The sequence below is a fragment of the Lysinibacillus sp. JK80 genome (assembly GCF_027557635.1).
Taxonomy (GTDB): Bacteria; Bacillota; Bacilli; order Bacillales_A; family Planococcaceae; genus Lysinibacillus; species Lysinibacillus capsici.
In genome coordinates this window covers 2,356,365-2,369,706 of sequence record NZ_CP058997.1, presented here as the reverse complement: position 1 = coordinate 2,369,706, position 13,342 = coordinate 2,356,365, and the positions used below count along the sequence as shown (strand labels likewise).

The 13,342-nt window shown below is 37.1% G+C and carries 12 protein-coding genes; all 12 read left to right on the top strand.

The features are described from left to right. The first annotated feature begins 33 nt into the window (after positions 1–33). The gene (gene fliB, locus HXV90_RS12230) at positions 34–1,194 is read left to right on the top strand and encodes a flagellin lysine-N-methylase (RefSeq protein WP_237899323.1); all 1,161 of its coding nucleotides are present in this window, start codon (positions 34–36) and stop codon (positions 1,192–1,194) included. 204 nt (positions 1,195–1,398) lie between these two features. After that, positions 1,399–2,637, top strand: coding sequence for a flagellin N-terminal helical domain-containing protein (locus HXV90_RS12225; RefSeq protein WP_269897325.1), 1,239 nt, complete (start codon positions 1,399–1,401; stop codon positions 2,635–2,637). Positions 2,638–2,772: 135 nt separating this feature from the next. Continuing rightward, on the top strand, positions 2,773–5,661 hold the full coding sequence (locus HXV90_RS12220; RefSeq protein WP_237899324.1) for a 6-hydroxymethylpterin diphosphokinase MptE-like protein: 2,889 nt from the start codon (positions 2,773–2,775) through the stop codon (positions 5,659–5,661). Next, the gene (locus tag HXV90_RS12215; RefSeq protein ID WP_237899325.1) at positions 5,658–5,993 is read left to right on the top strand and encodes a DUF8042 domain-containing protein; all 336 of its coding nucleotides are present in this window, start codon (positions 5,658–5,660) and stop codon (positions 5,991–5,993) included. The genes HXV90_RS12220 and HXV90_RS12215 overlap by 4 nt, the downstream gene beginning before the upstream one ends. 17 nt (positions 5,994–6,010) lie before the next feature. Next, complete coding sequence (locus HXV90_RS12210) at positions 6,011–7,009, top strand: NAD-dependent 4,6-dehydratase LegB (protein WP_237899326.1); 999 nt, start codon at positions 6,011–6,013, stop codon at positions 7,007–7,009. Further along, a complete protein-coding gene (locus HXV90_RS12205) occupies positions 7,006–8,163 on the top strand; it encodes a LegC family aminotransferase (RefSeq protein ID WP_237899335.1) in 1,158 nt (385 codons plus the stop codon). The genes HXV90_RS12210 and HXV90_RS12205 overlap by 4 nt, the downstream gene beginning before the upstream one ends. Before the next feature lie 85 nt (positions 8,164–8,248). Beyond that, positions 8,249–8,707 (top strand): polysaccharide deacetylase family protein, encoded by a 459-nt coding sequence (locus HXV90_RS12200; protein ID WP_237899342.1) that lies wholly within the window; start codon positions 8,249–8,251, stop codon positions 8,705–8,707. Between the two features lies 1 nt (position 8,708). After that, on the top strand, positions 8,709–9,830 hold the full coding sequence (gene neuC / locus HXV90_RS12195) for a UDP-N-acetylglucosamine 2-epimerase (RefSeq protein WP_237899344.1): 1,122 nt from the start codon (positions 8,709–8,711) through the stop codon (positions 9,828–9,830). Beyond that, positions 9,827–10,903, top strand: a complete 1,077-nt coding sequence (gene neuB / locus HXV90_RS12190; RefSeq protein ID WP_237899346.1) for an N-acetylneuraminate synthase — start codon at positions 9,827–9,829, stop codon at positions 10,901–10,903. Before neuC ends, neuB begins: the two co-directional genes overlap by 4 nt. Then, positions 10,896–11,519 carry an acetyltransferase gene (locus HXV90_RS12185; protein ID WP_237899348.1) on the top strand — a complete coding sequence of 208 codons (624 nt, stop codon included), beginning with the start codon at positions 10,896–10,898 and terminating at the stop codon, positions 11,517–11,519. The genes neuB and HXV90_RS12185 overlap by 8 nt, the downstream gene beginning before the upstream one ends. 3 nt (positions 11,520–11,522) lie before the next feature. Next, positions 11,523–12,572: a nucleotidyltransferase family protein gene (locus tag HXV90_RS12180; RefSeq protein WP_237899349.1), complete on the top strand. Its 1,050-nt coding sequence runs from the start codon at positions 11,523–11,525 to the stop codon at positions 12,570–12,572. Beyond that, positions 12,569–13,252: an acylneuraminate cytidylyltransferase family protein gene (locus tag HXV90_RS12175; RefSeq protein ID WP_216486513.1), complete on the top strand. Its 684-nt coding sequence runs from the start codon at positions 12,569–12,571 to the stop codon at positions 13,250–13,252. Before HXV90_RS12180 ends, HXV90_RS12175 begins: the two co-directional genes overlap by 4 nt. Positions 13,253–13,342 lie beyond the last annotated feature (90 nt).

Here is a 13,342-nt window from a genome sequence, read left to right as displayed (position 1 = left end):
GTGTGGTAAATACTAAATGAAAGAGGATTAACAATGAAGAAACAAGTATTGCAGCCTACTTATTTTGAAAAATTCTCTTGTATAGGTCCAGCGTGTGAGGATACTTGCTGTGCGGGATGGAAGTTAAGTGTTGATAAACGCACTTTCCAAATGTATCGAAAAGTAACAAGTGGATCGATTGCTAAAGATTTACGCACGAACGTAACAAGAGAGCGCGCAAACCCATCAGATAGTAACTACGCTAAAATAAAATTAGACGAAAATATGAACTGTTCATTTTTAAATGAAGATAAATTATGTAACATTTTTATTGAGCTCGGAGAAAATTTTTTGTGTGATACATGTACATTTTTTCCAAGACAAATTTCAGCTATCGAGCAGCGTGTAGAAAGAGATTTGAGTGTAGCATGCCCTGAAGCTGCGAGATTAATATTGTTAAATCCAGATGGCATTGACTTTGTGATGATGGAAGATGAATTTGCTAAACATACACTATTTGCATACCCGGATGTGACGAGTCGTTTTTGGGATATGCGTATATTTGTTATTCAAATACTTCAAAATCGCCAAGCTTCCATTGAATCTCGTTTACTAGTATTAGGAATATTCATGAGAAAAATGCAAACTACTGAAGAGGGTGACTGGGAACAGCGGCTACCTCTTTATATAAGCGAATGTAACGATATTTTAAATCGTGCAGCGTCTTTTGGTATACACAAATATTTACCAAGCGATGAAGAAATGATTAATATTATATACCGCCTTCTAGAATTCCAAAAAGAATATGAGCTATTTAATCGCCGTTTCGATGAATGTATCGCACAGTTAGAAGAAGGTTTACAATTAAATGGTGGGGATACAGTAGAGCAGTCAGTTGCTTTGTACAAACAGTCCGTACAAAACTATTACAAACCTTTCTTTGAAGAAAAAGACTATATTTTAGAAAATTATTTAGTGAATTATGTGTTTAAAAATAGCTTACCACAAAGTCAAATGAGCTTTGTGAAGGAATATGAGCAATTGTTTATGTGGTTTTTATTTATTAAAGGTACGTTAATAGGTTTGGGAAGTTATCATCAAGGCTTATCGGAGGAAATCGTATTAAAATTCATCCAATCTTTTACGAAGACATTAGAAAATAATAAGGATTTTAGAAAACTAATGAAAAGTATATTGGAGAGAGAAAATGACTAGCATTCGATCACCATATAAATGAATGTCTATGTTTGACGAAGTAGTGAAGTTTGAAATAAATTAATAAAATAATTTATTAAATATATTAAACATTTTAAAAGCATGTCGATATAGAAATTGTGGGAAATAAAAAGTTGAAAAACGCTTTGTTTCCAAACAACCACAAGGACGTGGAAATAAAAAACATTCAAGGAGGAATTCCAAATGAGAATTCAAAATAACATTGCAGCGTTTAACGCACACCGTAACTTAGCAAACAATACTACAAATACGAGTAAACACCTTGAGAAATTATCTTCAGGTTTCCGTATTAACCGTGCTGGAGACGATGCAGCAGGTTTAGCGATTTCAGAAAAAATGCGTGGACAAATCCGTGGTCTACAAATGGCTTCTAAAAACGCACAAGATGGTATTTCATTAATCAAAACTGCTGAGGGTGCGTTAGAAGAAACACACGCAATTTTACAACGTATGCGTGAGTTAGCTGTTCAAGCATCTACTCAAACGAATGAGCGCGGTGATGATGCTACTAAAGCAGCATCAGCAGCAGCAAAAACAGCATCAGCAGCATCAAAAACAGCATCAGCAGCAAGTAAGGGAGCGTCAGCAGCTACTAAATCACAATCTGCTTCAAAAAAAGCAGCATCAGCAGCATCAAAAACAGCATCAGCAACAGTTAAAAAAGCATCAGCTGACGCAATGAAAGCAGCGGGAAGCCTTGCATCAGCAGCAGCTTTAGAAGCATCAGCAGCAACACTTAACGGTTCAGCATCGACAATTAATGGTTCAGCAGCTGTACTTCAACAGTCAGCAGCAGAACTTAAAGGCTCAGCTGATAACATCAATGCATCAGCAGCTGTACTTAAAGCATCAGCAACACTTATTTCAGGTAAAGGTGCTGGGAATAAAGATACTGTAGCAAATAAAGACGTAGGTAAAATTCAAGAAGAATTATCAGCATTACGTAATGAAGTAGATCGTATCGCTGAACAAACTGAGTTCAATAACATGAAGTTATTAGATGGTACGTACCAAGGTAAGAAATTCCACATCGGTGCAAACACAGGTCAAAACATTGAAGTAAATATTGCTGAAATGGGTCTTAAAGGTCTTAATTTAACAGATGATCAAGGTAAAAATTTAATGGAAATTACTTCTCGTGCAGATGCGGATGCAGCAATCAAGAAAATCGATGATGCTGTGACAAAAGTATCTGTTGAGCGTTCTCGCTTAGGGGCAGTACAAAACCGTTTAGAACATACAGTGAAAAACTTAGGTACATCAGCTGAAAACTTACAAGATGCTGAATCTCGTATCCGTGATGCTGATATGGCAAAAGAGATGATGGGCTTCACGAAGAACAACATCTTAATGCAAGCAGCACAATCTATGCTTGCACAAGCAAACCAACAACCTCAAGGTGTTCTTCAATTATTACAATAAGAAATTTAGAAAAAGCCTTCTTTTTGAAGGCTTTTTCTTTATATTTATAAGAAATAACCGATATACATAGGGTAGGAAGGTGAATTTAATTCATTAATACATAAAAAATTAGGAACGTGAAGGAGAAGAGAAAAGGTGGCACATTTAGAATCAATCATTATTCCTGCACACCATACAATATGGAATGGCTATAATAAAAGAGAGTTAAGAATCGAATTTGCGCTACCTGAAAAAGGGACGAACGAGGAAACCGGATTCTTTATTTTTGCTCCTGGTTTTGGTGGACATATCGACTCTAACGTTTATAAAAAAATGCGGAGTCAATTTTCAGATTTATATAATGTAGTGACAATACAATGTGATTATTTTGGGAATCGTTTTATGCAAGGCGTTGACAGATTTACATTTAACGATGAAACTGCTTTTTTAGCTAAAATATTTTTAGATCATGAAATTGCACAAATCCAAAATGATTCATCAAATTTAATACCATTATTGCAAAATAAAGATGCAGAATTTCCTGTCTATGCAAAATTAGACGAAACTTTAGATGAATTTGCGGATATGAGTTATATGCAGGCAATCGACATTATAACCGCTATTGAAGCTGTTAAAGTTGTTTTAACTAAAAATGGTTTTCAATATAATGAACAGCGAATTATCGGATTTGGACAATCGCAAGGGGCCTATTTACTGCATCTTAGCAACCGCTTAGTGCCGCATTTGTTTTCTCATATTGTTGATCTAGCAGCGTGGGTCTCCCCAGTGTATTTAAAGTATGAGAGATGCCTATATACACAAAAATTATGTGTTTCCTTCAATTACTTAGCAAAGGATATTATTCAAGATCAAGAGGCATTAACGTTACACCAACTTTATAAAAATTTTGAAAATGGGGCATTTATTTATTCAGCTAACGGCACAACAGATAATTTAGTGAATCTGGCGGATAAGAAAAAAAGTTTAAGCGAGTTACAACACGTTCAATTTGAAATTATTGACAATACAAAAGTAGATAATGTAATTTTTAAATCGACAAATCACGGTATGGATGCTGATTTCCTTGAACTTGTAAAGTATGTATTAAAAAAGAAACCCCAACATCATAATATAAATGAACGCCAACTATGCTATACAGTTACGAGTGCTAATACGAAAATCCATGTAGATTATCGTTATGGGTTACCACTCTTTCAGTTAGAAGATGGATATGTGAATATAGATGTAGCACTAGATGAGTTGGCAAAACAAACGAAGCGAAATACAAAGGCTTTGGAAGACTATACATTGAAATCGAAAAATATTATTGCAGAAATAAAACAACAACAACCGACAATAGAATATATCGATACAAAAATTGGTTCTCCAACGATTGCATTAGGTGGTTATTTATTACATAGTAAATATGACCCTATAAAAGAGGCAGAAAAAATAGCTGAAAAGGAAATCGAAGAAGATTATTTACATGTATTATTCGGCTATGGCTATGGCTATGTTGCACAAGCGTTAAAAGCGAAATTAAAGGATGCCCCATTACTCGTTTACGAGCCTGCCATGAGTGGCATTGAAAAAACAATGACTGTTGAAGGTGTGACAGTCATTTCTAATAAAAAACTGTTCCAAGAGCAGGTTAGAGCTTATCACAATGAATATGATACAAATATGAAATTAATTTGTTCTCCTAACTATGATAAATTGTTTCCGATGGAGCAGCGCAATATAAATTTAATTGTGAAAGAAAGCTACTTAGCAGATCGAATGAGAAGAAATACGATTAGTTTCTTTAGTGATATTTGGCAACAAAATGTTCGCCGTAATCTTCAATACTTGAATGGTGCAGAAAGCTTGAATCGTTTATATAAACGCTATACACAGCCTGTTATTGTCGCTTCAGGTGGGCCATCATTAACAAAGCAGCTTCCTTTACTAAAGAAAATTGCAGATCAAGTTGTCATTATCGCAGCAGGTTCTACGACTAAATCCTTACTTGCAGCAGGCATTGAACCAGATTATGTCTTGACAATTGACGGTGCACAAATTAACTATGATTTGCATTTTAAAAACCTAGAAATAGGAAAATCAAAATTAATTACGGCGCTTAGTAGCCATTACAAAATAACTGAGAAGTATCAAAATAATTTGTATTTTTATGGTATGGGGATAGAAGATACAATTTTAGATTATTGCGAGGAAAAGTTAGGGATTAAAATACCGATTATGCTCAATGGGGGGAGCTGTGCACATACAGCGCTCCATGTTGCTACGTTTATCTCAAGTGGTCCTGTCGCATTAATTGGACAAGATTTAGCATTTACAAATAATCAAACACATGCAGCAGACAATGCTGGGTATGTAGAAATTGATGAAAATTGGCTAATTAGAAATCATGCTTATGAAGTAGAAGGGTATAATGGAGATAAAGTTTATACAGATTTAACGTTTAATTCAATGCGCCAGCAATTCGAGGAAATTTATGAAGTGTTAAAAAACAACCATGTCATTTATAACTGTACAGAGGGTGGCAGTAAAATTGAAGGAATGCCGCAAAAAACATTCCAAGATTTTTGTCAGGAGTATGCGGACCTTTTACAAACGAAAGAATTGCAAGATGCCAGCTATGAGAAACAAACAGTCTCTTTAACGCAATTAAAAAAATTCTTTGAAGATGAAATGGATGTATATCGTCAATTGGAACATCAACTTCAAAGAGCACTTTCGATATTAAGGGAAAAGAAATCTAACATTCAATTTACAAAACCTGTTCTCAAAAAGCTAGATAAAATTGACGAGAAATTAATTGAATTGTATGATCAAGTACTTCTAGATAGTGTCATATACCTTATTATTTTAGAAACGCGTAAAGATTATAAGAAAGGAAAAAATGAAACACTAGAACAGACATATGAGCGTGTTTATAATCAAAGTAAAGCATTATATGAAAAATTATTAGTGGTATTCCAGAAAGCTAGACGTTATACACAAGAAGTATTATTAGAAATCGAAGAGAGAGGTACACGTTCATGACAGACTTACAAGAAGTGATTGCAAGTTATAATGAGTATATTTACAATATCCCCCACGGTGCACAGTATATAGCAGAACAATTAGCAGCTGGGAAGCATGATGAAGCACTATTAGCTATTCAAGATTTTTCTGAAGGTATGTTATGGTTGATGGAGTTAAAACCATTGTTGAAGGAACATAATATTGAACTTAATTTTCCTATAGAGCAAATTCAAATGTTTTTAACGGAAATTAATGAAGGATTGAGTAAAAAAGATTGGGTGTTAGTAGCAGATTTATTTGAATATGAAATCACACCATTCTTTGAAGAAGAAGTGCAAATAATACAATAATAAGCAGGGGATTTTTTATGGCGAAAATATTAATCACTGGCGCCGACGGGTTCATCGGCTCACATCTAACAGAGCAGCTTGTACGTGAAGGTCACGAAGTACGAGCATTTGTTTACTACAATTCATTTAACTCTTGGGGATGGCTTGACCAAGCGCCGCAAGATATTAAATCACAACTTAACGTATTCTCTGGAGATATTCGCGATCCTTACGGTGTGAAAGAAGCGATGAAAGGCTGTACACATGTGCTAAATTTAGCGGCACTTATTGCAATACCTTATTCATATCACTCACCAGCGACGTATGTTGATACTAATGTAACTGGGACGTTGAATATCGTGCAAGCGGCAAAAGAATTAAATGTAGAAAAGGTTGTCCACACATCTACGAGTGAAGTATATGGTACAGCTATGTACGTGCCAATTGACGAGAATCATCCACTACAAGGACAGTCGCCGTATTCAGCATCGAAAATTGGGGCAGATCAAATGGCGTTATCATTTTATCGCTCATTTGACACACCTGTTTCTATTATTCGTCCCTTCAATACGTATGGCCCACGTCAATCAGCACGCGCGGTAATACCGACAATTATTAGCCAGCTCGCGAGTGGTCAAACGACAATTAAGCTTGGTGCAGTGAGTCCGACTCGTGATTTTAACTATGTGAAAGATACTGTGCAAGGCTTTATTTCTGTTATGCAATCTGAAAAGTCGATTGGGCAAGTTATTAATATCGGTTCGAACTATGAAGTATCGATTGGTGAGACAGCTGAAATGATTGCTGACATTATGGATGTAGATTTGACGATTGAGACAGATGAACAACGCCTACGTCCCGAAAAGAGCGAGGTTGAGCGTCTTTGGGCCGATAATCAAAAAGCGCGAGAGCTATTAAATTGGACACCACAATACGGTGGGAAAAAAGGCTTCCGACAAGGACTAGAAGAAACGATTGAATGGTTTACGAATCCTAAAAATTTAGCACAATATAAGGCGGATGTGTATAACATATGACGAAACAATGGATAGAATTTGCTCATAACATTAAACAGTTATACGGGAAAGAATTTGTTCCATTACACGAACCAACATTCAATGAAAAAGAAGTCGAATACGTAACAGACTGTATAGAAACTGGCTGGGTGTCGTCTGTGGGGGCATATGTCACACGCTTTGAGGAAGACTTGGCGAAATTTGTCGGTGTGAAACGTGCGGTAGCTGTCGTGAACGGTACGGCGTCACTGCATATCGCCCTAAAGGCAGTTGGAGTTGAGGCTCAAGATGAAGTACTCATGCCTTCTTTAACATTTATTGCGACAGCGAATGCAGTGAGTTACTTGCAAGCTGTGCCGCACTTTGTGGATGTGAATGAAGAGACACTTGGTGTAGACCCTGTGAAGCTTGAGCAGTACTTAGTACAAATTGGCGAAATGCGCGGTGGTGTGCTTTTTAATAAACAGACGAACCGTCGTATAAAAGCACTTGTGCCAATGCACACGTTCGGTCACCCTTGTATGATGGACGAGCTCGTCGCTATTTGTGAAAAGTATCATATTGTTCTCGTAGAAGATGCGGCAGAATCACTTGGTAGCTATTATAAAGGGAAGCATACAGGGACATTTGGTAAAGTAAGTGCGATGAGCTTTAATGGCAATAAAATTATGACGACAGGTGGCGGCGGTGCAATTTTGACAGATGACGAGGAGCTCGCTAATTATATGAAGCACATCACAACAACTGCCAAAGTGCCACACAAGTGGGAATTTGTCCACGATGAAATCGGCTATAACTATCGTATGCCAAATATTAATGCTGCGCTGGGGTGTGCACAGTTAGAAAAGCTCCGAATATTTATTGAGCAAAAGCGTTCGCTCACAAACTTCTATGATGAGCTTGTCGCAACTATAGATGGCGTGCGCTTAATGAAAGAACCGGTTCATACGTCAAGCAATTACTGGTTACAGACGATAGTGCTTGATGAAACGTATAAGCGAGATGAAGTTTTACAGTTATTAAATGATGAAGGTATCATGAGTCGACCTATTTGGACGCCGATGCATGAGTTAGGGATGTATAAAGGTTGTCCGAGGATGGATTTGATGGTGACGGAGAAATTAAAGAGAAAGGTTATCAATATACCTAGCACAGCAATTGAGGTGAAATTATGAATAAATTTGATGAAACAAGTCAATGTAACTGAAATTAAAAATAAGAGTGATATTTATTCATATGAGATGAATGAATATAGACGTTATGTCAAATATTTATTTAATTTTTATTGGTCAGAAGCAAAGTCGTCCTTATTTAGAGAGGAAAGTAACTTCTATTTATCACACACTTGAAAACTTTATAGAAGAATTTTATTTATCAGAGAGAGAAATTCTTGAGATGGATGCTAGTGGTATGTCTATAGGTGTTCATAGTGTGAATCACTTACCATATGAAGGGAATCCACAGGGTTTTTATGATAAAGAAATACGTGGTTGTAAAAACTACTTAGAAAAATTATTGAATAAAGAGGTGAAACTGTATACACCGTCTTTTGGTGGTGGTGAGCAGTCAATTCAAATGCAAGTGGAATTGTTGCCGATTTTAATTGAGAATGGTTTTATTTTAGGATTCACTACAGAAAAGGGTTTTACAGATATGAGAAATGGATTTTGGCATAAGCGAATTGATTGTAATCAATTAATTCTAAATGGAGTTGTTTGATATGAAAATATGCGTTATGACAGGTACAAGAGCAGAGTACGGTTTATTATATCCATTGATGAAGAAGATAAAAGAAGATGATGCATTCCAGTTGCAGTTAGTCGTAACTGGGATGCATTTATCTCCTGAATTTGGCAATACATACGAACAAATTGAACGTGATGGCTTTGTGATTGATGAGAAAGTAGAGATGCTGCTGTCGGGGGATAGTGCGAATAGCGTGGTAAAGTCAATAGGGCTTGCGACGATTGGCTTTGCGGATGCCTTCACTCGATTACGACCAGATTTACTCATTATATTAGGTGATCGCTTTGAAATGTTAGCTGCTGCACAGGCCGCTCTCATTATGCAAATCCCAATTGCACATCTGCACGGGGGAGAGTGTACGTACGGCGCATATGATGATGCGATACGGCATTCAATTACGAAAATGGCAACATGGCACTTTACGAGCACAGCATCTCATCGCAAGCGTGTTATCCAACTTGGTGAGAATCCAGAGCGTGTGTTTAATGTTGGAGCGATTGGCATAGAAAATGTTATGACTATTGACTTATTAACAAAAGCTTCGTTATATGAGCAGCTTTCTGTAGATGAAAATAAACCATTGTTTTTAATTACATATCATCCAGAAACGAACGGGGAAACGGGAGGAATCTTTAAGCTTTTAGCAGCATTAGAAAATTATCCAGAAGTTAACTTATTATTTACAAAATCAAATGCAGATAATGGTGGCAGAGCGATCAATGAAGCGATTCAGCAATTCGTTAATGACCACCCAAATGCGCAATTATATGATTCATTAGGGCAATTGCGCTATTTAAGCGCTGTAAAACATGCACAAGTTGTCATTGGTAATTCTTCAAGCGCATTAATCGAGGTTCCATACTTGGAAACACCGACAGTTAATTGTGGGACAAGACAAAAGGGACGAGAGCGACCAAGTTCCGTGTTCGATGTGGCTTTAAGAACGGAAGATATCGTGGATGCGATTGAACAAGCCCTATCATTTAATGAGCCGTATGAACAAATATTTGGAGATGGTCAGGTGTCTAAAAAAATTATAAAAATTTTAAAAGAGTTACCGTCATTTACAGTAGTAAAGGAGTTTTATGATCTATGACTAAAACATACATCATCGCAGAAGCCGGTGTAAATCATAATGGTTCGCTAGAGTTAGCAAAGGAGCTCGTCCTTGTCGCAAAAGATGCAGGCGCGGATGCTGTAAAGTTTCAGACATTCAAGGCTGAAACTTTAGTGACGAAAGAAGCACAACAAGCAGACTATCAAGTTGAAAATCTAGGTGAAGCTACATCACAATATGCGATGCTCAAAAAACTTGAGCTAACATTTGACGAATTTGTAGAACTTCATGCATTTTGTGATGAGCAAAACATCGCTTTTTTATCGACACCTTTTGATTTTGAAAGTGTCGATTTTTTATTAGACCAATTAGCGATGCAGACTGTGAAAATTCCATCTGGTGAGCTAACGAATTCGCCCTTCATCCATTACATTGCGACAAAGCAACGTCCAATTATTTTATCTACAGGTATGGCGACGGTGGATGAGATACATGAAGCACTAGCGTTTATTGCATATGGTCTAGCTTATCCACAGCAGAGTGTTGATACTACTGAAGTTGAAGCGTTTTATAAAACATTGATAGCGAAAGAACTGCTACAAAAATATGTAACAGTGCTACACTGCACAACACAATACCCAGCACCTGTACATTCTATTAACTTAAAGGCTATGGATGCAATACGTACAACATTCCAAGTGCCTATTGGTTTTTCTGATCATTCGGAAGGCATTATTATACCCATCGGAGCTGTAGTTATGGGTGCAACAGTTATTGAAAAACATTTTACTTTAGATAAGAAAATGGAAGGACCTGACCATGTCGCATCATTAAATCCACAAGAATTGAAAACGATGGTACAGGGAATACGTGAAATTGAAGAGGCACTCGGCGATGGTGTAAAAGAGCCGACAGCAGTTGAGCTGCAAAATCGCCAGCCAGCCCGTAAAAGCTTAGTCGCGAAAAAGGCGATACAAGTAGGAGAAGTATTCTCAGAAATGAACTTAACCGTGAAACGTCCCGGTAATGGGATCGCGCCATCAAAGTACTGGGGATATATTGGTAAAACTGCTACTAAAAATTATGCAGAGGATGCGATGATTGATGAATAAACCGCTTATTATTATTGGCAACGGTGGACATGCATCGGTTTTAACAGAAACATTACTAGCGCAAGATGAGAAAATTATTGGCTTTACCGCACTGAATGAAGAAGATAATTCTTTTAACCTTCGTTATTTAGGGCAAGACGATATTGTGCTGCAATATAATCCAAAAGAGATTGATTTAGTGTTAGGAATTGGTATGGTGGGACCTAACAGTTTACGCACTAAAATTTATCAACATTTTACACAGTTAGGTTACAGTTTTAAATCTGTCATCCACCAGACTGCCATTATCGCCTCTTCTGTTACTTTAGGCGAAGGTGTACAAATGATGGCAGGTACAATTGCTCAAACAAACGTCAAAATTGCCGATAATACTATTATTAATACAGGTGCTCAAATTGATCATGATTGCATGATTAGAGAGCACATACATATCGCACCAGGGGCTGTATTATCTGGTGCAGTGACTATAGGTGAAGGGACGCATATCGGTACAGGCGTTACTGTTATTCAAAATATAACGATTGGAAAAGGCTGTTTAATAGGAGCTGGAGCAGTCGTTTTGAAAAATATAGAAGATAATAAGACGGCGTATGGTGTGCCAGCGAAGGAAGTGTAAATAATGAAACAGTGGCAACAAATTATTGTGAAAAAAAATTATACACTACTAGAAACAATGCAAGTTATTGATGCATCTTCACTTCAGTTTGCAGTTGTTGTAGACGACGAACAGCATTTGCTTGGTACTGTGACGGACGGGGATATTCGGCGTGGTATTTTGCGCGGTGAAGGGCTAGATGTATCGATTGATGAAGTGATGAATACAACACCTATTACCGCTCTAGCTGGGCAAAAACCTTATAAGTATAAACAGTTGATGCAAAAAAAGAAGCTGAAGCAGCTACCGATTGTAGATAGTGCAAAACAATTAATCGATATTGTATTTTTTGATAAGTGGCAAAATATTGGTGAAAATAAAAATAGTGTTATTTTAATGTTGGGTGGTTTAGGCACACGTCTACGTCCATTAACGAATGACGTACCGAAACCGATGTTGAAAGTGGGGAATAAGCCAATTGTCGAAACAATCGTTGATAGCTTCAAGCAACATGGCTACACGAACTTTATTTTTTCGGTTAATTATAAAAAAGAGATGATTCAAGAGTATTTCCAAGATGGTGAGCCTTTTGGAATTTCGATTGAATATATAGAAGAACAAAAGAGGATGGGGACAGCCGGGGCATTGTCGTTATTAAAAGAGCGCCCGGTAGCACCTTTTTTTGTCATGAATGGCGATTTGCTGACACAAATTAATTTTGATCAACTCATGCAGTTTCATAAAGAGCACGAAGCGATTGCGACGATGTGTGTGCGGGAGTATGAGTTTCAAATTCCGTACGGTGTGATTGAAACGAACGGCGCGAATCTTGTCAATATAAAAGAGAAACCTATACATCGTAGTTTTATAAACGCAGGTATTTATGTTTTAAGTCCTGAGGTATTAGATTTTATACCACAATATGAGTTTTATGATATGCCGACATTGTTTGAGCAATTGATGGCAAGAGGTAAAAAAACAGCAGCATTTCCAATTCATGAATACTGGTTGGATATTGGGCAGATGGATGATTTTTATCGGGCGAATGAAGAGTTTGGGAGGTTGGATATATGACTGCAAGATGTTTAGCTGTAATTCCTGCGCGTGGAGGATCAAAAGGAGTACCGGGTAAAAATATAAGACTACTAGCAGGAAAGCCACTCATTGCTTGGACAATTGAAGCGGCTAAAAGATCGAAATATATTACGACAACAATTGTTTCGACGGATGATGAAGAAATTAGTACAGTCGCTATTGAATACGGTGCAGAAGTTCCTTTCATTAGACCCGCCCATTTAGCTGAGGATGATACACCAGGTGTAGCGCCCATTTTGCATGCGTTAGAACAATGTCCAGATTACGATTATGTAGTAGTGCTCCAACCAACTTCACCATTAAGAACAGCTGAAGATATTGATGGGACTATCGAAAAAATGTTTAAAAATGATGGGGATTTTTGTGTTTCTGTTGCAGAGGCGTCACAATCGCCATATTGGATGTACACATTAAATAAAGATGATGTTATGCAACCATTAATAGATTCGCCATTAGTAGTAAGAAGGCAAGAATTACCGAAAGCATATATTTTAAATGGCGCTGTATATGTGGCGAAAGTGGAAGAATTAAAGAAAACGGAAAGCTTTATTACCTCAGAAACAGTTGCATATGAAATGCCAGAAGAACGATCTTTTGATATTGATGTGGAGAAAGATTTTTTGGTTTGTGAGAATATCATGCAACCGCTCGTTGAATAAAATATAATTCCTGTGGCGCTTCCTGAAAATTGTGGGGAATTTAGCCGTTTCGCAAAAAAACATGAAACTTATAGAAATTACTTCCGATAA

Excerpts from the sequence above, each read along its gene's own strand:
- fliB (WP_237899323.1), top strand. The coding sequence starts at position 34 with ATGAAGAAACAAGTATTGCAGCCTACTTATTTTGAAAAATTCTCTTGT.
- HXV90_RS12225 (WP_269897325.1), top strand. The coding sequence starts at position 1,399 with ATGAGAATTCAAAATAACATTGCAGCGTTTAACGCACACCGTAACTTA.
- HXV90_RS12215 (WP_237899325.1), top strand. The coding sequence starts at position 5,658 with ATGACAGACTTACAAGAAGTGATTGCAAGTTATAATGAGTATATTTAC.
- HXV90_RS12210 (WP_237899326.1), top strand. The coding sequence starts at position 6,011 with ATGGCGAAAATATTAATCACTGGCGCCGACGGGTTCATCGGCTCACAT.
- HXV90_RS12205 (WP_237899335.1), top strand. The coding sequence starts at position 7,006 with ATGACGAAACAATGGATAGAATTTGCTCATAACATTAAACAGTTATAC.
- HXV90_RS12200 (WP_237899342.1), top strand. The coding sequence starts at position 8,249 with ATGTCAAATATTTATTTAATTTTTATTGGTCAGAAGCAAAGTCGTCCT.
- neuC (WP_237899344.1), top strand. The coding sequence starts at position 8,709 with ATGAAAATATGCGTTATGACAGGTACAAGAGCAGAGTACGGTTTATTA.
- neuB (WP_237899346.1), top strand. The coding sequence starts at position 9,827 with ATGACTAAAACATACATCATCGCAGAAGCCGGTGTAAATCATAATGGT.
- HXV90_RS12185 (WP_237899348.1), top strand. The coding sequence starts at position 10,896 with ATGAATAAACCGCTTATTATTATTGGCAACGGTGGACATGCATCGGTT.
- HXV90_RS12180 (WP_237899349.1), top strand. The coding sequence starts at position 11,523 with ATGAAACAGTGGCAACAAATTATTGTGAAAAAAAATTATACACTACTA.
- HXV90_RS12175 (WP_216486513.1), top strand. The coding sequence starts at position 12,569 with ATGACTGCAAGATGTTTAGCTGTAATTCCTGCGCGTGGAGGATCAAAA.